Source organism: Streptomyces sp. NBC_00390 (assembly GCF_036057275.1).
In the GTDB taxonomy this organism is placed as follows: Bacteria; Actinomycetota; Actinomycetes; order Streptomycetales; family Streptomycetaceae; genus Streptomyces.
This window is the reverse complement of record NZ_CP107945.1, coordinates 6,300,036-6,318,198: the sequence shown is the minus strand read 5'-3', so window position 1 is coordinate 6,318,198 and position 18,163 is coordinate 6,300,036. Positions and strand designations below refer to the sequence as shown.

The window sequence follows — 18,163 nt, the reverse complement described above, 5'->3', positions numbered from 1 at the left end:
TGTTCAGCGGACCGGGTGACCGGACTCCCGCAGGGTGTCCTTGACCTGCGAGATCCGCAGGTCGCCGAAGTGGAACACCGACGCGGCCAGTACCGCGTCCGCGCCCGCCGCGATGGCCGGCGGGAAGTCCGCGAGCTTGCCCGCGCCGCCGCTCGCGATCACCGGCACCGTGACATGCCCGCGCACCGCAGCGATCATCTCGGTGTCGTAGCCGTCCTTGGTGCCGTCGGCGTCCATCGAGTTGAGCAGGATCTCCCCTGCGCCCAGCTCGGCCGCCCGGTGCGCCCACTCGACCGCGTCGATGCCGGTGCCCTTGCGGCCGCCGTGCGTGGTCACCTCGAACGAGCCGGACGCGGTACGGCGGGCGTCCACCGACAGCACCAGCACCTGGCGGCCGAAACGCTCGGCGATCTCGCGGATGAGGTCCGGGCGGGCGATCGCCGCGGTGTTGACCCCGACCTTGTCGGCGCCGGCCCGCAGAAGTTTGTCGACATCCTCCGCGCTGCGCACCCCGCCGCCGACGGTGAGCGGGATGAAGACCTGCTCGGCGGTGCGGCGCACCACGTCGTAGGTCGTCTCGCGGTTGCCGGACGAGGCCGTGATGTCGAGGAAGGTGAGCTCGTCGGCGCCCTCGGCGTCGTACAGCTTGGCCATCTCGACGGGGTCGCCCGCGTCGCGCAGATTCTGGAAGTTGACGCCCTTGACGACCCTTCCGTTGTCGACGTCCAGACAGGGGATGACTCGTACCGCGAGCGTCATACGGCACCTCCTCGGAAGGCCTCGACCTCGACCTCGACGACCAGACGGGGATCGACGAAGCCGGACACGATGATCATCGATGCGGCCGGGCGTACGGCACCGAGCAGTTCCTTGTGGGCGCGTCCGACCTCGTCGACGTCCCGCGCGTGGGTGAGGTACATCCGGGTGCGCACCACGTGCTCGCTGCCGAGGCCGAGCTCCTTCAGCGCGGCAAAGGCAGCCTTGAAGGCGTTGACGGCCTGCTCGTACGGGCCGCCGTCGATGACCGCGCCGTCCCTGACCGACGTGCAGCCCGACACCAGGACCAGGCCGCTGGGCAGCTCGACCGCGCGGGAGTACCCGAAGGCCTCTTCCCACGGGCCGCTGGAGTTCACGCGGCGGATGCCGTCGCTCATCGCGACGACACCGCCTCGAGCGCCTCCTCGAGGGTGAACGCCTTGGCGTACAGCGCCTTGCCGACGATCGCGCCCTCGACACCGTCCGGGACCAGCCCGGCGAGAGCCCTCAGGTCACCGAGGCTCGACACTCCGCCGGAGGCGACGACCGGCTTGTCGGTCGCGGCACAGACGCTCTTCAGCAGCTCCAGGTTGGGGCCCTGGAGCGTGCCGTCCTTGGCGATGTCGGTGACGACATAGCGGGCGCAGCCCTCGGAGTCGAGACGGGCCAGCGTCTCGTACAGGTCGCCGCCGTCACGGGTCCAGCCGCGGCCGCGCAGCGTGGTGCCGCGTACGTCGAGGCCGACCGCGATCTTGTCGCCGTGCTCGGCGATGACCTTGGCGACCCACTCAGGGGTCTCGAGGGCGGCCGTGCCGAGGTTGACCCGGGTGCAGCCGGTGGCGAGCGCCGCGGCGAGCGAGGCGTCGTCCCTGATGCCGCCGGACAGCTCGACCTTGATGTCCATGGCGCCCGCGACCTCGGCGATCAGCTCCCGGTTGTCGCCGGTGCCGAAGGCGGCGTCCAGGTCGACCAGGTGCAGCCATTCGGCGCCGGCGCGCTGCCAGGCGAGGGCGGCCTCGAGGGGGGAGCCGTAGGAGGTCTCCGTGCCGGACTCGCCGTGGACCAGGCGGACGGCCTGGCCGTCGCGGACGTCGACTGCGGGAAGGAGTTCGAGGTAGTTCGAAGGCATTACAGCGTCTCGATCCAGTTGGTCAGCAGCTGGGCGCCGGCGTCGCCGGACTTCTCGGGGTGGAACTGGGTGGCCCACAGCGCGCGGTTCTCGACCGCGGCCACGAAGGGCTCGCCGTGCGTGGCCCAGGTGACCTGGGGTGCCCGCATGGCGGGGTTGGTGATCTCGAGCTCCCACTCGTGCACCGCGTAGGAGTGCACGAAGTAGAACCTGGCGTCGGCGTCGACACCGGCGAAAAGCTCGCTGCCGGCGGGGGCTTCGACGGTGTTCCAGCCCATGTGGGGGACGATCGGGGCCTTCAGCGGGCCGACCGTGCCGGGCCACTCGTCGAGGCCCTCGTTCTCCACACCGTGCTCGATACCGCGGGCGAAGAGGATCTGCATGCCGACGCAGATGCCCATGACCGGGCGGCCGCCGGAGAGCCTGCGGTCGATGATCCATTCGCCGCGGGCCTTCTTCAGACCCTCCATGCAGGCGGAGAAGGCACCGACTCCGGGCACGAGGAGCCCGTCGGCGTTCATCGCCCTGTCGTAGTCACGGGTGATCTCGACATCGGCGCCGACACGGGCGAGCGCCCGCTCCGCGGAGCGGACGTTGCCGAACCCGTAGTCGAAGACGACGACCTTCTTGGGCTTCGATGCGCTCATTCCCAGATCCCCTGAATACGCAGGACACCGGCGACCAGACACATCACCGAGGCGATGGTCAGCAGGATGATCGGGCCCTTGGGCATCCCCTGCTTGGCGAAGGAGTACACACCGCCCGCGAGGAAGAGTCCGACAACGATGAGGATGGTGGACAGACCGGTCATGTTGTTTACAGGGCGCCCTTCGTGGACGGGAGGATGCCGGCAGCGCGCGGGTCGCGCTCCGAGGCGTACCGCAGCGCCCGCGCCAGGGCCTTGAACTGGCACTCCACGATGTGGTGGGCGTTGCGTCCGTACGGCACGTGCACATGCAGCGCGATCTGGGCCTGCGCGACGAACGACTCCAGGATGTGCCGGGTCATCGTGGTGTCGTAGGTGCCGATCATCGGCGCCATGTTCTCCGGCTCGGAGTGCACCAGATACGGGCGGCCGGACAGGTCCACGGTCACCTGGGCGAGCGACTCGTCCAGCGGCACCGTGCAGTTGCCGAAGCGGTAGATGCCGACCTTGTCGCCGAGGGCCTGCTTGAACGCGGCGCCCAGCGCGAGCGCGGTGTCCTCGATCGTGTGGTGCGTGTCGATGTGCAGATCGCCGTCGGTCTTGACGGTGAGATCGAACAGGCCGTGCCGGCCGAGCTGGTCGAGCATGTGGTCGTAGAAGCCGACCCCGGTGGCGACATCGACCTTGCCGGTGCCGTCGAGGTCGATCTCGACGACGACCGAGGTCTCCTTGGTGGTGCGCTCGACCCGTCCTACGCGGCTCATGACTCCTGCTCCTTCGGGGGTGTGGGGGTGGCCCCCACAGAACTCAGTAGTGCGCGAACCGCATCGAGGAACGCGTCGTTCTCTTCGGGCGTGCCGGCGGTCACTCGCAGCCAGCCGGGTACGCCGTTGTCACGGACCAGGACGCCCCGGTCGAGGATCTGTTGCCACACCTGCTGCGCGTCCTCGAAGCGGCCGAACTGCACGAAGTTGGCGTCGGACTCGGTGACTTCGTAGCCGATGGCCCGCAGCTCGGCGACCAGGCGGTCCCGCTCGGCCTTGAGCTGTTCGACATAGCTGAGAAGCGTATCCGTGTGCTCCAGCGCGGCCAGGGCGGTGGCCTGGGTGACGGCGGACAGGTGGTAGGGCAGCCGCACCAGCTGGACGGCGTCCACCACGGCCGGGTGGGCGGCGAGATAGCCGAGGCGCAGCCCGGCCGCTCCGAACGCCTTGGACATCGTGCGGGAGACGACCAGGTTCGGCCGGCCCTCGATCAGCGGCAGCAGCGAGGCGCGGTGGCTGAACTCGACATACGCCTCGTCGACCACGACCAGCGACGGCTTCGCTGCCTGTGCGGCCTCGTACAGCGCGAGGACCGTCTCGGCCTCGACCGCCGTACCCGTGGGGTTGTTGGGCGAGGTGATGAAGACGACGTCCGGGCGGTGCTCGGCGATGGCGGCCGTGGCGGTGGCGACGTCGATGGCGAAGTCGTCGTCGCGCGGGCCGGAGATCCAGCCGGTGCCGGTGCCGCGGGAGATCAGGCCGTGCATCGAGTACGACGGCTCGAAGCCGATCGCGATCCTGCCCGGCCCGGCGAAGGTCTGCAGAAGCTGCTGGATGACCTCGTTCGAGCCGTTGGCCGCCCAGACGTTGGCGAGCGCGACTTCGTGGCCGGTCGTACGCGTGAGGTAGCGCGCCAGCTCGGTGCGCAGTTCGACCGCGTCCCGGTCGGGGTAGCGGTTGAGCTCGCGGGCGGCGTCGCGCACGCGCTCGGCGATGCGCTCCACCAGCGGCTCGGGCAGCGGGTAGGGGTTCTCGTTGGTGTTCAGCCGGACGGGGACGTCGAGCTGGGGCGCGCCGTACGGGGACTTGCCGCGCAGCTCGTCACGGATGGGGAGGTCGTCGATGCCGATGCCGGCACCGGTGCTGGAGATGCTGTTCACTCGCCGGGCACCTTCCATCCGACGCTCTCGTCCTGTTCGCCCCCGGCACTGCTCTCGTCGAAACGTGCCTTCACGGCGGCGCCGTGCGCCGGCAGGTCCTCCGCCTCCGCCAGCGTGACCACGTGGTGGGCGACCTCCGCCAGCGCGTCGCGGGTGTAGTCCACGATGTGGATGCCGCGCAGGAAGGACTGCACGGACAGGCCGGAGGAGTGGCAGGCACAGCCGCCGGTGGGCAGGACATGGTTGGAGCCGGCGCAGTAGTCGCCGAGCGAGACCGGCGCCCACGGGCCGACGAAGATCGCGCCCGCGTTGCGGACCCGGTTCGCGACGGACGAGGCGTCCGCGGTCTGGATCTCCAGGTGCTCGGCGCCGTACGCGTCGACGACCCGCAGTCCCTCGTCCACACCGTCGACCAGGACGATCGCGGACTGCTTGCCGGTCAGGGCCGGGACGATCCGGTCCTCGACGTGCTTGGTGGCGGCGATCTGCGGCTCCAGCTCCCGCTGGACCGCGTCGGCGAGCTCGACGGAGTCGGTGACCAGGACAGCCGCGGCCAGCGGGTCGTGCTCGGCCTGGCTGATCAGGTCGGCGGCGACGTGGACCGGATCAGCGGTGGAGTCGGCGAGGATCGCGATCTCGGTCGGGCCGGCCTCGGTGTCGATGCCGATGCGTCCGGTGAAGTAGCGCTTGGCGGCGGCGACCCAGACATTGCCGGGCCCGGTGACCATGTTGGCGGGTGCGCACGACTCGGTCCCGTACGCGAACATCGCGACGGCCTGCGCGCCGCCGGCGGCGTACACCTCGTCGACGCCGAGCAGCGCGCACGCCGCGAGGATCGTCGGGTGCGGCAGTCCGCCGGCTGCATCCCCTTCGAAACGCGGCTTCTGCGGCGGCGACGCCAGCGCGATGGACTCGACGCCCGCCTCCTGGGCAGGGACGACGTTCATCACGACGGAGGAGGGGTAGACCGACCGGCCGCCCGGCGCGTACAGCCCGACACGCTGGACGGGCACCCACTTCTCGGTCACGGTGCCACCGGGCGCCACCTGGGTGGTGTGGTCCTTGCGGCGCTGCGCGCGGTGCACGGTCCTGGCGCGCCGGACGGACTCCTCCAGAGCGTCCCTGACCTGGGGGTCGAGCTGCTCCAGGGCTTCGGCGAGCGCGGCCGCGGGGACCCGCACCTGCGTGAGCCGCACTCCGTCGAACCGCTCCGCGTAGTCGATCAGCGCCGCGTCGCCCCGATGATGCACGGCCTCGCAGATCGGCCGCACCTTCTCCAGGGCGGCTTCCACGTCGAACTCGGCACGGGGCAGCAGGTCGCGCAGAGCGGCACCCTCCGGGAGGGCGTCACCGCGCAGATCGATTCGAGAGATCACGGATCCAATTCTCTCAGACCCGCTCCGACCTCTGGTCTTCCGTATCACTGGCTGATACATGCCTCAGTTGTTGACCATGACCACTAGCGTTCAGACCGCTACCCAGCGGGAACAACAGCTGTACGAGCCAACGAAGCGGAGGAGCGGCAGTGACCGAGCCGCCGGACGACGGTCCTCCGGGCGGACTGAGCCCGGCCGAACTGCAGATGTGGAACGCCTTCCGGAACGGAAGCGCCTTCGACCTCAGCGACACCGACCCCCTGCTGAACGACCCCTTCGCGCCGCGGCCCTGGGGTCCCGAGCGAAGTGTCCGCGCCTCCGTCGTCGCCCGGCTGCTGCTGAGCGGGCCGATGGCAAGACCCGGGCGCGTCGCGGCCCTCAAACTGCGCGGCGTGCAGATAACCGGCACCCTCAAGCTCGCGGGCGGCCGCATAGGCCCGTACGTGGAGCTGAACGGCTGCCGCTTCGAGAACGAACTGCTCATGCCCGAGGCGCACTTCACCACCGTGCGCATGATCGGCTGCACGATTCCGCGGATCGAGGGGGCGCGGCTGCGCACCGAGGGCGATCTGCATCTGCCGCGCTGCCGGGTGGACCACGGCATCCGGCTGACCGACGCCCAGATCGGCACGGACCTGCTGATCAACCAGATCCAGGTACGGCCCGACCGCCGGGGCCGCGCGATCACCGCCGACGGCATGTCGGTGGCGCAGGATTTACAGGCCGAACTGATCGAGACCTACGGCGAGTTCAGTCTGCGCGGCGCGAAGGTCGGCGTGTCGATGAGCCTGCGGGGCAGTCGGCTGCGGGCGGCGGCCGAGCGGCGGGCGCTGAACGCTCCGCAGCTGAGCGTGGAGCGGACGCTGTACATGACGGGCGCGTGGGTGAGCGAGGTCACCGGCAATCAGGGGGCCACTCCCCCGTTCGGTGTCGCGAGCCTCGGTAGCCCGTCACGCGGCACCCGGCTGCGGCCTTTCGAGTGCCATGGCGGGGTGCGGCTGGACGACGGGCGCTTCGGTGACGCGATCGACCTCGCGCGGGCTCGCTTCAGGCTCAGCCCGCTCGAGGAGCTGTCGCTGCGCCGGATCGCCACGCCCGAGCTGCGGTTCAACGCCGAGCGCCCGGAGGAGGGGCGCGTCGTCCTGAACGGCGCCAAGGTGGTGACGCTGATCGACCGGGCCTCCAGCTGGCCAGGACCCGGCGGCCTGGCGATGGGCGGCTTCGTCTACGAGAACCTGGTGCCGTACGAGGAGTTCCCGCTCGCGCGCCGGCTGGAGTGGGTGGCGTCGGCGACACCGGAGTACTCGCCGGAGCCGTACGAGCGGCTGGCGACCGTGCTGCGCAACAGCGGTGAGGACTCGGATGCGCGCGAGGTGCTGCTGGCCAAGCAGCGCCGCCGCCGCGAGACGCTGCCGCTGGCCGCCAAGCTCTGGGGGGTGCTGCAGGACTGGACGGTGGCCTACGGCTACCGGCCGGGCCGGGCCGCGCTGTGGATGGCGGTGCTGTGGGCGGCCGGCGCGGTGGCGTTCGCGCAGATCACCCCGGCACCGATCAAGCCCGGGGAGCATCCGCAGTGGAATCCCGCGCTGTACGCCCTGGATCTGCTGCTGCCGGTGATCAATCTCGGCCAGGACGGCTACTGGCGGATGGACGACGCGTGGCAGTGGGCGGCGGCGGCGCTGGTGCTGCTGGGCTGGATCCTCGCGACGACGGTGGCGGCGGGGGCGTCGCGGCTGCTGCGCCGCACCTGAGCGCTCACGCACCGGAAAGCCCTTGCCGCGCCACTTTCTTTACGGTCTCTTGGCTTTCGTCAGGACAACCATTCCGCCGCTACCAACTCTTCACAGCCGGCCCTCTGGCGCGCCGTTTCACCTGCGGTTTTCAATGGTCGACACCATGTCATTGCTCCGCGCCCTGATCCGCGCCGCGCGCATGATCCGTCATACGCCGCAGCTGTCCGACGGCCTGACGTCCGACGATGAGGTGCTGCTGGACGCGCCTGACGACCGGCTGGGCCCGGCGCTCGTCGCGGCTGCCCTGGGCGAGTACGAGCCGGCCGCGAAGCTGCTCGCGACGACCCGCGAGTCGGCGGAGTGGGAGAACCGCGACCGGTATGTGATGCGGCTCGCCGCCTTCGCGTACAACCGCGGCCAATGGCTCGGGGAGTGGCTCGGGGCCGCGCCCCACGACCCGGACGCGCTCGTCGTCAAGGCGGAGCTCGCGGTCCGCCGGGCATGGGAGTCGCCGGCGCGGACGGAGCGGCTGCGGGAGGTCGGCCCGCTGATCGACGCCGCGGCGGACGCGGAAGCGAGGGACCCGGTGCCCTGGCGCATCGCGCTCGACCACGCGCGCGGCGCGCATGCCACGCACACGGCGTTCGAGACGCTGTGGGAGCAGGCGGTGCGCCGCTCCTCGCACCACTACGGGTGCCATGTCGCCGCGCTGCAGTATCTGTCGGCGCAGTGGTACGGCTCGCACCGCGAGTGCTTCGACTTCGCCGAGCAGGCCGCCGCGGATGCGCTCCCGGGCTCGCTGGTGCAGGCGCTTCCGGTGCGTGCGGCCTTCGCCCAGCTACTGGGCGGCGAGGCCATGTCGTCCGTGCAGAGCGACCGGATCGATGCAGCGGCCGATCTGGCGATCACGCTCTCCGGCGACTACGCGGCCGGGGATGCGTGGCCGGCCGAGGTGCGCAACCTGCTGGCGTACGTACTGGTGGCGCGGGGGCGCTGGGCGGATGCCCTGGAGCAGTTCCGCCTGATCGGGCCGTATGCGACGTCCTTCCCGTGGATGTCGGTGACGGATGATCCGCTGGGGCAGTTCCTGCAGGCCAGGGACGGCGTGCGGATCGAGGTGGCCGCTGGGATGCCATTGCGTGGACGGGGCGGACGGAGCACTCTCGGCGAGCATTACCCTTATCGCCTGTGACGACCGCTCGCCTCCCCCTCTTCCCGCTGAACACGGTGCTGTTCCCGGGCCTCGTGCTGCCCCTGAACGTGTTCGAGGAGCGGTACCGCGCCATGATGCGCGAGCTGCTCAAGACGGACGAGTCGGAGCCGCGCCGCTTCGCCGTGGTCGCCATCCGCGACGGCCGCGAGGTCGCGCAGACTGCGCCCGGCATGCCCGACCCGACGGCGCTGCCCGAGCGCGGGCCTGCGGCGGGCTTCGGGTCCGACCCGATCCAGGCGTTCCACCGGGTGGGCTGTGTTGCGGACGCGGCAACGATCCGCGAGCGCGCGGACGGCAGCTTCGAGGTGCTCGCCACCGGTACGAACAGGGTCAAGCTGCTCTCGGTGGACGCGAGCGGGCCGTACCTGACCGCCGAACTGGAGGAGATCCCCGAGGAGCCGGGCGACGAAGCGGGGGCGCTGGCAGAGGGGGTGCTGCGGGCCTTCCGCAGCTACCAGAAGCGGCTCGCGGGCGCACGGGAGCGGTCGCTGTCGACGGGGGCCGACCTGCCGGACGAGCCGTCGGTCGTGTCGTACCTGGTCGCGGCCGCGGCGGTGCTCGACACCCCGGCGAAGCAGCGCCTCCTTCAAGCGCCCGACGCGGCGACGCGGCTGCGCGAGGAGCTCACGCTGCTGCGCTCGGAAACGGCGGTGCTGCGCCATCTGCCGTCGCTTCCGGCGGTCGATCTGACCCGGCAGCCGACGAGCCCCAACTGACGCGAGATACGACGCGAGGGACAACTGCCGTGGCGAAGAAGCAGAAGAAGCAAGCGGGAGGCACCCCCGCGACGGTGGCCCTGACGGCCGCGGGCACGCCCTTCACGCTCCACGCGTACGACCACGACCCGTCGTCCCCCTCGTACGGCGAGGAGGCGGCCCAGGCACTGGGCGTCTCCCCCGACCGGGTCTTCAAGACCCTGGTCGCGGACGTCGACGGCACTCTGACGGTGGCCGTGGTCCCGGTCGCGGGTCAGCTGGACCTGAAGGCCCTCGCAGCGGCGGTCGGCGGCAAGCGGGCCACGATGGCGGACCCGGCTGCGGCGGAGCGCACCACGGGATACGTGCGCGGCGGCATCTCCCCGCTGGGGCAGCGCAAACGCCTCCCCACGGTCCTCGACGCCTCGGCGGCGTCACACGCCACGATCTGCATCTCGGCGGGCCGCCGCGGCCTGGAGGTCGAGCTCTCCCCCGCGGACCTGGCCACCCTGACCGAGGCGACCCTGGCCCCGATCGGCCGCGGTTAGCCGCTCACTGCCGTCCCGCCCTCATCGAGCGCGACCGGACGAGGGGGCGCAGAGAGGGCCGGATCCACGGTCACGGGAACGGCGGGGGAAACGCCCCGGCCGGTCAGACGCCCCCGTCCTCCCACTCGGGCTCCGGGTCCCGGGGGCCGAACAGCGCCGTCAGGCCCAGGTGCACCACCATCGCCGACAGGGGCCATGCCAGCAGCGAGCCCCAGGCCTGGAGCTTCAGATAGGCGTCGAAGGTGACACCTTCGCCCACCTGCTGCGCGTGCTGGGCCACGTCCTGCGCGGGGCCGAACCAGACGCCCACACCCCAGGCCAGCAGCGAGCCCAGCAGTGCGCCCACCGCAAGGGCGATGACCAGGGCGACACCCCCGCGCCGGCGGAGCCAGACAGCCGTCGCGGCCGTGACGGCCCCGAACGCGACGCCCAGCAGGACGAAGGTTCCGTCCGCACCGATCGCCTCTTCGCCCTCCGTGTCCTTGAGGAAGACCGCCTCACCGTTGGAGACCAGCGGCACCTTCGGTGCCAGCCACAGCCACAGCAGGCCCATCACCACGCCGAGGACCGTCATGACCAGCACCGTCACGCCCGCGTCCAGCAGGTCCCGCTTGGAGTCGCCGTCCGGATCCGGGTCGGGCTTCTCGTACCCCTCGTACGGAGGCGGAGCGGGCGCCTGCCACGCGTTGTCGTTCTGCGGTGGCTGATGCGGCGGTGTCAGAGGTGCGGTCACCCCGCCATCGTGCCAGGCGGGCCGGGACGACGCCTCACCGGACTGCCGCCCGCCGGTACGCCCACGTCGCCACCGTCAGCGACACCACACCGACGGCCGCGCAGACCGCCAGGTCCAGGCCGACCGCCGGCCAGTGGGGACGGTTGTCGAAGGTCCGGGCCAGCGCCTCCACGCCGTACGTGGACGGCAGCAGGTCCCGCGCGTACCCGACCGGTCCCGGCAGCCGGTCGGCCGGCAGCACCCCCAGCAGCAGCGCCGCCGACATGCCCAGCTGGCCGAGCAGCGTCGCCAGTTCCTGGCGCGGTGCGAGCAGCCCGAGCGCCGCGCCGAGCCCGGCGAGCGCCGCCCCGGACAGCGGGATGACCGCGGCCAGCACCCACAGATGGGTCATCGGCAGCTGGAAGAGCACGCTGCCGGCGACCGCCGTGACCAAGGTCCCCGGCACCGTGAAGGAGGCGTACGCCCCGGCCGCGCCGAGCACCACCGCCGCGGGCGGCACCGGCAGCGTCGCGTAGTGGTCGAGGCCGCCCCCGGCCCGCAGCTGCCCGAAGTACTGCGCGAGCAGGTTCAGCGCGACGAAGGCGACGACGAGCACGCTCGCGCCCGCGACGACCGCCCGCGCCTCCGCGCCGCCGTCGACGACGCCACGCATCAGGACCATGATCCCGACGGACTGGAAGGTGGCCACGAACAGCAGCGGTATCCGGGCCACCCGAGCCCGTGACAGCTGCGCCCGGTACACAGCGGCCAGCGCCGGCAGCAGCCGTGCCCGCGGCGCCAGCGGCGCGGCGCCCCCGTCCTGCGGCGGCGTCACCGCGCTCCCCGTCCGTGTCATGGCCTGCGTGGCCACCGTCTCTGCGGCGGACCCGATGCTCACGCCTTGACCAGCCCCTTCGTCGCGTTCCCCCCGAGTGCCAAGTACACGTCCTCCAGGCTGGGCGTGGCCAGCGTGAAGTCGTCGAGCGCCGCGAACGCCGCCCCGCCCGTCACCGCGGCGACCGCGGCCCGCGCCTCCTCCGGTGCCAGCCGCAGCACCCAGCGCCGCCCGGACTCCTGCGCGATGTCGCGCAGGGCTGCGACCTCGGGAACCTCCAGCGGTGCGCTCTCGCGCCACACCAGTTCGACCCGTACCTCTCCGGCGACGCGCTCCTTGAGCCCGGCCGGGGTGTCGCAGGCGATCACCCGGCCCCGCTCGAGCACCGCGACCCGGTCGAGGACGGTCTCGGCCTCGATGACGTTATGGGTGACGAGGACCACGGTCGTCCCGTTCCCGGCCCGGCGCCGGTCGACCGCGGCCCACACCGCGCGCCGCGCGACGGGGTCCATGCCGGTCGTCGGCTCGTCCAGGACGAGCAGTGACCGCTCCCCGACGAGCGTCGCCGCGAAGCAGGCGAGCCGCCGCTGGCCGCCGGACAGCTTCTTCAGCGGGCGCCCGGCGAGCCCGGTCAGCCCGAGCTCCTCCAGCACGTCGTCCCGCGCGGCCCGCGCCCGCTGTGCGGTGAGCCCGCGCAGCCGGCCGGTCGTCTCGGCGGCGAGCGACACGGTCAGTTCGTCGAGTGCTGTCGATTCCTGTCCGAGGTAGCCGATGAGCCGGGCCGCCCGCTCGGGGTGTCGCACCAGGTCGTGGCCGAGCACCTCGACACCGCCCGAGTCCGGGCGCATCAGTCCGGTCAGCTGGCGTACGAGCGTGGACTTGCCGGCGCCGTTCGGTCCGAGCAGCCCGAAGATCTCGCCGCGCCCGACATCGAGGCTGATCCCGTCGGTGGCCCGCACCTCGGGTGTCCCCGGCGTCCCCCGCCTGCCACGCGCGGCGGGGTACGTCTTGACCAGATCCCGCACCACGCACACCGTACTCACGAGGTACGAGACTACGGGGTCCGGCCGCCCCGGATGCCCTCGGGCCCCGCCTGCTCCCCCGCCGGGGTGTGTTCGGCGGCCGCCCGTACATCGATCTCGCGCCAGAATCCGGCCCGGATCGCATAGCGGTCGTGCTCGTCGATCTGGTCGTCCTTGTGGGCAAGCAGCCCGAAGCGGGCCGCGTAGCGCAGCAGTTCACCGTCGATGCGGTGCGGGATGCGCGGGTACATGGTGGACAGCTTCTGCACATGGCCGGATTCCGGCAGCCGTTCCATCCAGCGCCGGGCGAAGACCTGACCCACCTCGAAAGGGTCGCCGCCGACGGTGGTGATGTCCTCCTCCCGGTCGGCCCAGCGCTGCTCGGCGCTGGTGAGCTGGGCCAGCGTCGGCAGGGACGCGGTCTCCGCCGGCTCGCCGAGGGGGCCGCCACCGGGCCGCTCCACCCAGCCCCGGTCGGACGACCAGCGCAGTGTGGCGCCGGCCGCGGGCGGGGAGGGGTGCTGTCCGGGACCACGCAGTCCGGCCAGGTCCTTGGGAGTGGGGACATGGGTGGACACACCCTTGGGAGCGGCGGGGGCCGGGGCGGGCGCGGCACCGTTCTCCACCGGCGCGGGCTGCGAGCCGTTGCGGACGGCGTCCGCGGCGCGCTCGGCGGACGCGGCGAGCGCCGACTCGGGCAGCGGCGCGGAGAGGATCGCCGCGATCTCGGGACGGGGTGCGGGCGGCGGGGCGCAGATGCCGGTGAGTTCCTTGGCCCGTACGGCACGGGTGATCCAGGCCCGGTCGAGCACCCGCCGTTCGTCCGCCTCGGCGACGAGATCCTCCGACTGGTTGTAGTCGCCGTCGGCGGCCTGGACGGCCCACAGATGCACGGCGACCCCGTGCTCCTTCGCGGACATGAGTCCGGGCAGCAGATCACCGTCGCCGGTCACCAGCACCACGTCCGAGCAGGCGCGATTTCTGGCCAACTCGGTGAGCTCGGCATGCATGGCGGCGTCCACGCCCTTCTGCGCCCAGCGGCCGTCGCTGCGGGTCAGCGCACCGAGTCGCACGGTGACGCGCGGCATGACGCGCATCCTGCGGTGTTCGGGCTGCGGGACCCGGTCGGGGGCGCCGTCGAACCAGTAGATGCGCAGCAGGGGGCGGGTGGTGTCCGCCTCGGCGAGCTCCCGTAGTCCCTGGATGAGAGCCGCGTGGTCGACAGTGATCCTGGAACGTGCCGGTTCTCCCGCGAGAAGGCTCGCGGCCGCGCCCAGCAGATATCCGGCGTCCACCAGGACGACGCAGCGGTCCACGCGTTCCACCCTCTTTCGGGAACTTCTCTCGGGGAACTGCTCTCGGCAAGCTTCGGAATCGGGGAAGGTTCCGGATCGGGGATTGTTCCGGGTTTCCGTCGAGTCTGCCCGACCACGGGAGGGTTAACGGCCGGAACTCGATCATCGGCGTGGCGAATCCCCCGGCCCCTACCCCCGATAACCGGTTACTACACACCGTAATGATCCAAAATGCGCCGGTTGTTCGCCTATGTGAGTCTGGTCGCGGCCCTGGCCCCTAGACCCCGCAGGAGGCACCACCATGGCCAAGAACAAGAACCGAGAACGCAGTCAGAAGTCCTCGCCGGCCGAGCGCGGCCAGCAGCAGGCCGCCAAGTCGTCCATGGAGGCCCAGTCCGAGCAGCGCGCTTCGCAGGTCACCCCCGCCGACATAGCCCACAAGGGCCGGCAGAAGCGCTTCGGCCACAACTGAGCGCGCACGCCGACCGCGTCGAGCACAGCCACAGAAGGGGCGCACCCGCGACGGCGGGTGCGCCCCTTGTGTACGGGCTCGACTTCTCTGCGGACCGCGGGAATCAGCCGGCCAGGCAGGACGGGCCGAGCAGCACCTTGAGATCACCGAAGAGGGCGGGGTCCGGCTGCACCCGGTGCCGGTCGAGCCGTAGCACCGTGGTCTTGCGGGGCCCCTGGAGCTTGATCCGCACCTCGGTGTTGCCCTTGTGGTGGCTGAGGATCTCTCCCAACCGGGTGATCATCGGCGGGGTCACCTTGACGGTCGGGATGGTCACGACCACCGGGGCGTTCGTACCGGCCGACGACAGGTCGGGAACCATCAGTTCCATCGCGACGAGCCGCGGAATGTCCTCGCGCTTGTCGAGCCGCCCCTTGACGAAGACCACGGTGTCCTCGACCAGCTGGGTCGACACCAGCTGGTACGTCGCCGGGAAGAACATGCACTCGATCGAGCCGGCCAGGTCCTCGACGGTGGCGATCGCCCAGGCGTTGCCCTGCTTGGTCATCTTGCGCTGCAGGCCGGAGATGATGCCGCCGATGGTCACGACCGCGCCGTCGGCGTGCTCACCGCCGGTGAGCTGGGAGATCCCGGCGTCCGTCTTGTCGGACAGGACGTGCTCCAGGCCGAAGAGCGGATGGTCGGACACATAGAGGCCGAGCATCTCGCGCTCCTGCGCGAGGAGGTAGGACTTCTCCCACTCCACGTCGGAGAACTCGACGTCGAGCCCGAAGCCCGGCTCCTTGGTGTCCTCCTCGCCCATGCCGCCGAAGAGATCGAACTGGCCCTCGGCCTCCTTGCGCTTGACCGCGACCACGTTGTCGATCATCGGTTCGTGGTGGGCGACCAGACCCTTGCGGGTATGGCCCATCTCGTCGAAGGCGCCCGCCTTGATCAGCGATTCGACGGTCCGCTTGTTGCAGACGACCGCCTCGACCTTGTCGAGGAAGTCGGGGAAGGACGAGTACTTCCCCTTGGCCTTGCGGGACCTGATGATCGACTCGACGACGTTCGTACCGACGTTACGCACGGCTGAGAGGCCGAACAGGATCACGTCGTCGCCCTGCGCGGCGAAGTTCGACTCGGACTCGTTCACATTGGGCGGCAGGACCTTGATGCCCATGCGGCGGCACTCGTTCAGATAGACGGCCGACTTGTCCTTGTCGTCCTTGACCGAGGTGAGCAGCGCCGCCATGTACTCGGCCGGGTAGTTCGCCTTGAGGTACGCGGTCCAGTAGGTGACCAGTCCGTACGCCGAGGAGTGCGCCTTGTTGAAGGCGTATCCGGCGAACGGCACCAGGACGTCCCAGAGCGCCTGGATCGCCGCATCGCTGAAGCCGTTCTTACGGGCACCGGCCTGGAAGATGCCGAAGTTCTTCTCCAGCTCCTCCGGCTTCTTCTTGCCCATCACGCGACGGAGGATGTCGGCCTCGCCGAGCGAGTACCCGGCGACGATCTGGGCGGCCTTCTGCACCTGCTCCTGATAGACGATCAGGCCGTAGGTGAGGCCCAGGACCTCCTTGAGCGGCTCCTCGAGCTCCGGGTGGATCGGGGTGATCTCCTGGCGGCCGTTCTTGCGCTCGGCGTAGTTCGTGTGCGAGTTCATGCCCATCGGGCCCGGCCGGTACAGGGCCGAAACGGCGGAGATGTCCTCGAAGTTGTCGGGCTGCATCTGGCGCAGCAGCGAGCGCATCGGGCCGCCGTCGAACTGGAACACGCCGAGCGTGTCACCACGGCAGAGCATTTCGTACGTCTTGGGGTCGTCGAGCGGGATCTCCAGCATCTCCAGCTTGACGCCCTTGTTGGCCTCCACCATTTTCACGGCGTCGTCCATGATGGTGAGGTTCCGCAGACCCAGGAAGTCCATCTTGAGCAGGCCGAGCGACTCGCACTGGGGGTAGTCCCACTGCGTGATGGTCACGCCGTCCGTGTGCCTGACCCAGATCGGGGCGTGGTCGACGATGGGCTCGCTGGACATGATCACGCCGGCCGCGTGGACGCCCATCTGCCGGACGAGGCCCTCGACGCCCTTGGCGGTGTCGATGACCTTCTTCACGTCCGGCTCGTTCTCGTACATCCCCCGGATCTCACCCGCCTCGTTGTAGCGGGGGTGGGAGGGGTCGGTGATGCCGCTGAGGTCGATGCCCTTGCCGAGGACGTCGGCGGGCATGGCCTTGGTGAGGCGGTCGCCCATCGCGTAGGGATAACCCAGCACACGGGCCGAGTCCTTGATCGCGTTCTTCGCCTTGATCTTTCCGTACGTGCCGATCATGGCGACCTTGTCGGCGCCGTACTTCTCGGTCACGTACCTGATCACTTCGACGCGCCGGCGCTCGTCGAAGTCGATGTCGACATCGGGCATGGAGACACGCTCGGGGTTGAGGAACCGCTCGAAGATCAGCCCGTGCTCGATCGGGTCGAGGTCGGTGATCCCCATGGCGTACGCGACGATCGCGCCGGCCGCCGAACCACGGCCGGGGCCCACCGCGATGCCCTGCTTCTTGGCCCACATGATGAAGTCGGCGACCACCAGGAAGTAGCCCGGGAATCCCATCTGGATGATGATGTCCATCTCGTAGTCCGCCTGCTTCTGGCGGTCCTCGGGGACACCTCCGGGGTAGCGGCGGTTCATGCCGCGCCGCACTTCCTCCTTGAACCAGGTGACCTCGGTGTAGCCCTCCTCCGGGATGTCGAACTTCGGCATGAGGTTCTTCGCCTCGAACATGCCGGTGGTGTCGATCTGCTCCGCGACCAGCAGCGTGTTGCGGCAGCCCTCCTGCCAGGCGTCCGACGAGTCGATGGCGTACATCTCGTCGGTCGACTTCAGGTAGTAGCCGGTGCCGTCGAACTTGAAGCGGTCCGGGTCCGAGAGGTTCTTGCCGGTCTGGATGCACAGCAGCGCGTCGTGGGCGGTCGCCTCGTGCGCATACGTGTAGTGCGAGTCGTTGGTGACGAGCGGCGGGATGCCGAGCTTCTTGCCGATCTCCAGCAGTCCGTCACGGACGCGGCGCTCGATCTCGATGCCGTGGTCCATCAACTCCAGGAAGTACCGGTCCTTGCCGAAGATGTCCTGGTACTCGGAGGCGGACTTCAGGGCCTCGTCGAACTGACCGAGGCGCAGCCGGGTCTGGAGCTCGCCCGAGGGGCAGCCGGTGGAGGCGATGAGCCCCTCGGACCACTGGGCGATCGTCTCCTTGTCCATCCGCGGCCACTTCTGCAGCCAGCCCTCGGCGTACGCGTCCGACGACAGCCGGAAGAGGTTGTGCAGTCCGGTCTTGTTCGCCGCCCAGATCGTCTTGTGGGTGTAACCACCGGAACCGGAGACGTCGTCCCGCTTCTGGTGGGGCTGGCCCCACTGGATCTTCCGCTTGTTCCGCCGGGACTCGGGGGCGACATAGGCCTCGATACCGATGATCGGGGTGACTCCGGCCTTCTTCGCGGAGTGGAAGAAGTCGTACGCGCCGTGAAGGTTGCCATGGTCGCTCATGGCGATGTGCGTCATGCCCATCTCGTTGCAGGCATTGAACATGTCCTTGAGCCGCGCGGCACCGTCCAGCAGCGAGTACTGGGTGTGGACGTGAAGGTGCGTGAAGGGCGGCTTGGTCACGGCGGAAGGCCTCCGGAAGACACTGCGGCGCAGAGCGCCTCGATGGGGTGGTCGGGCGAGGGTGGGCGGTGGTCGACGGGCTGAGGACAGTCTGACGGGACAGCCTGGAAGTCTACGTCTCCGCACCGACAATTCAGGGGCGGTGGCGCGATGGGGGTCCC

18 protein-coding genes are annotated in these 18,163 nt (G+C 70.3%); 5 read left to right on the top strand and 13 right to left on the bottom strand.

Going from position 1 to position 18,163, the window contains the following annotated elements:
• Nucleotides 1-3: 3 nt before the first annotated feature.
• The 8 genes from hisF to hisD are packed head-to-tail and all read right to left on the bottom strand — an operon-like array spanning nt 4 to nt 5,831.
• Entirely contained in the window at nt 4-759 is a 756-nt protein-coding gene (gene hisF, locus OHS70_RS27900) for an imidazole glycerol phosphate synthase subunit HisF (protein WP_328401753.1), read from the bottom strand.
• Complete coding sequence (locus OHS70_RS27895) at nt 756-1,154, bottom strand: Rid family hydrolase (RefSeq protein ID WP_328401751.1); 399 nt, start codon at nt 1,152-1,154, stop codon at nt 756-758. Before OHS70_RS27895 ends, hisF begins: the two co-directional genes overlap by 4 nt.
• Entirely contained in the window at nt 1,151-1,885 is a 735-nt protein-coding gene (priA, locus tag OHS70_RS27890; RefSeq protein WP_328401749.1) for a bifunctional 1-(5-phosphoribosyl)-5-((5-phosphoribosylamino)methylideneamino)imidazole-4-carboxamide isomerase/phosphoribosylanthranilate isomerase PriA, read from the bottom strand. Before priA ends, OHS70_RS27895 begins: the two co-directional genes overlap by 4 nt.
• Nucleotides 1,885-2,532, bottom strand: coding sequence for an imidazole glycerol phosphate synthase subunit HisH (hisH, locus tag OHS70_RS27885; RefSeq protein WP_328401747.1), 648 nt, complete (start codon nt 2,530-2,532; stop codon nt 1,885-1,887). The genes priA and hisH overlap by 1 nt, the downstream gene beginning before the upstream one ends.
• Nucleotides 2,529-2,696: a hypothetical protein gene (locus OHS70_RS27880; protein WP_328401745.1), complete on the bottom strand. Its 168-nt coding sequence runs from the start codon at nt 2,694-2,696 to the stop codon at nt 2,529-2,531. Before OHS70_RS27880 ends, hisH begins: the two co-directional genes overlap by 4 nt.
• Nucleotides 2,697-2,701: 5 nt before the next feature.
• Nucleotides 2,702-3,295: an imidazoleglycerol-phosphate dehydratase HisB gene (gene hisB, locus OHS70_RS27875; RefSeq protein WP_328401743.1), complete on the bottom strand. Its 594-nt coding sequence runs from the start codon at nt 3,293-3,295 to the stop codon at nt 2,702-2,704.
• Nucleotides 3,292-4,425 carry a histidinol-phosphate transaminase gene (locus OHS70_RS27870; protein ID WP_443062765.1) on the bottom strand — a complete coding sequence of 378 codons (1,134 nt, stop codon included), beginning with the start codon at nt 4,423-4,425 and terminating at the stop codon, nt 3,292-3,294. Before OHS70_RS27870 ends, hisB begins: the two co-directional genes overlap by 4 nt.
• A 26-nt stretch (nt 4,426-4,451) precedes the next feature.
• Entirely contained in the window at nt 4,452-5,831 is a 1,380-nt protein-coding gene (gene hisD, locus OHS70_RS27865; protein ID WP_328401739.1) for a histidinol dehydrogenase, read from the bottom strand.
• Nucleotides 5,832-5,980: 149 nt separating this feature from the next.
• Here hisD and OHS70_RS27860 point away from each other — a divergent pair, with 149 nt between their 5' ends.
• The 4 genes from OHS70_RS27860 to ybaK all read left to right on the top strand — a co-directional run bounded on the left by OHS70_RS27860 (nt 5,981) and on the right by ybaK (nt 10,020).
• Nucleotides 5,981-7,582: an oxidoreductase gene (locus OHS70_RS27860; protein WP_328401737.1), complete on the top strand. Its 1,602-nt coding sequence runs from the start codon at nt 5,981-5,983 to the stop codon at nt 7,580-7,582.
• A gap of 133 nt (nt 7,583-7,715) precedes the next feature.
• Complete coding sequence (locus OHS70_RS27855) at nt 7,716-8,756, top strand: hypothetical protein (RefSeq protein ID WP_328401735.1); 1,041 nt, start codon at nt 7,716-7,718, stop codon at nt 8,754-8,756.
• On the top strand, nt 8,753-9,493 hold the full coding sequence (locus tag OHS70_RS27850) for an LON peptidase substrate-binding domain-containing protein (RefSeq protein WP_328401733.1): 741 nt from the start codon (nt 8,753-8,755) through the stop codon (nt 9,491-9,493). Before OHS70_RS27855 ends, OHS70_RS27850 begins: the two co-directional genes overlap by 4 nt.
• Before the next feature lie 29 nt (nt 9,494-9,522).
• The gene (gene ybaK / locus OHS70_RS27845; protein ID WP_328401731.1) at nt 9,523-10,020 is read left to right on the top strand and encodes a Cys-tRNA(Pro) deacylase; all 498 of its coding nucleotides are present in this window, start codon (nt 9,523-9,525) and stop codon (nt 10,018-10,020) included.
• Between the two features lie 103 nt (nt 10,021-10,123).
• Here ybaK and OHS70_RS27840 read toward each other — a convergent pair whose 3' ends face one another.
• From OHS70_RS27840 to OHS70_RS27825, 4 genes are read right to left on the bottom strand one after another with little or no spacing between them, the layout of a single operon-like run.
• On the bottom strand, nt 10,124-10,753 hold the full coding sequence (locus OHS70_RS27840; RefSeq protein WP_328401729.1) for an ABC transporter permease: 630 nt from the start codon (nt 10,751-10,753) through the stop codon (nt 10,124-10,126).
• Nucleotides 10,754-10,787: 34 nt separating this feature from the next.
• Nucleotides 10,788-11,588 (bottom strand): ABC transporter permease, encoded by an 801-nt coding sequence (locus OHS70_RS27835; protein ID WP_328405948.1) that lies wholly within the window; start codon nt 11,586-11,588, stop codon nt 10,788-10,790.
• Between the two features lie 38 nt (nt 11,589-11,626).
• Nucleotides 11,627-12,601, bottom strand: a complete 975-nt coding sequence (locus OHS70_RS27830; RefSeq protein WP_328405946.1) for an ABC transporter ATP-binding protein — start codon at nt 12,599-12,601, stop codon at nt 11,627-11,629.
• 20 nt (nt 12,602-12,621) lie between these two features.
• Nucleotides 12,622-13,914: an NYN domain-containing protein gene (locus OHS70_RS27825; RefSeq protein ID WP_328401727.1), complete on the bottom strand. Its 1,293-nt coding sequence runs from the start codon at nt 13,912-13,914 to the stop codon at nt 12,622-12,624.
• Between the two features lie 271 nt (nt 13,915-14,185).
• Between OHS70_RS27825 and OHS70_RS27820 the strand changes: the two genes are divergently transcribed.
• Nucleotides 14,186-14,356: a hypothetical protein gene (locus OHS70_RS27820; RefSeq protein ID WP_328401725.1), complete on the top strand. Its 171-nt coding sequence runs from the start codon at nt 14,186-14,188 to the stop codon at nt 14,354-14,356.
• Nucleotides 14,357-14,459: 103 nt separating this feature from the next.
• On the opposite strand, the gene dnaE is transcribed toward OHS70_RS27820, so the two are convergent.
• Nucleotides 14,460-18,002 carry a DNA polymerase III subunit alpha gene (dnaE, locus tag OHS70_RS27815; protein ID WP_328401723.1) on the bottom strand — a complete coding sequence of 1,181 codons (3,543 nt, stop codon included), beginning with the start codon at nt 18,000-18,002 and terminating at the stop codon, nt 14,460-14,462.
• Nucleotides 18,003-18,163: the final 161 nt, after the last annotated feature.

Bases quoted from the DNA above. Each gene is read 5' to 3' on its own strand.
- hisF (WP_328401753.1), bottom strand. From the start codon at position 759: ATGACGCTCGCGGTACGAGTCATCCCCTGTCTGGACGTCGACAACGGA.
- OHS70_RS27895 (WP_328401751.1), bottom strand. From the start codon at position 1,154: ATGAGCGACGGCATCCGCCGCGTGAACTCCAGCGGCCCGTGGGAAGAG.
- priA (WP_328401749.1), bottom strand. From the start codon at position 1,885: ATGCCTTCGAACTACCTCGAACTCCTTCCCGCAGTCGACGTCCGCGAC.
- hisH (WP_328401747.1), bottom strand. From the start codon at position 2,532: ATGAGCGCATCGAAGCCCAAGAAGGTCGTCGTCTTCGACTACGGGTTC.
- OHS70_RS27880 (WP_328401745.1), bottom strand. From the start codon at position 2,696: ATGACCGGTCTGTCCACCATCCTCATCGTTGTCGGACTCTTCCTCGCG.
- hisB (WP_328401743.1), bottom strand. From the start codon at position 3,295: ATGAGCCGCGTAGGACGGGTCGAGCGCACCACCAAGGAGACCTCGGTC.
- OHS70_RS27855 (WP_328401735.1), top strand. From the start codon at position 7,716: ATGGTCGACACCATGTCATTGCTCCGCGCCCTGATCCGCGCCGCGCGC.
- OHS70_RS27835 (WP_328405948.1), bottom strand. From the start codon at position 11,588: ATGACACGGACGGGGAGCGCGGTGACGCCGCCGCAGGACGGGGGCGCC.
- OHS70_RS27820 (WP_328401725.1), top strand. From the start codon at position 14,186: ATGGCCAAGAACAAGAACCGAGAACGCAGTCAGAAGTCCTCGCCGGCC.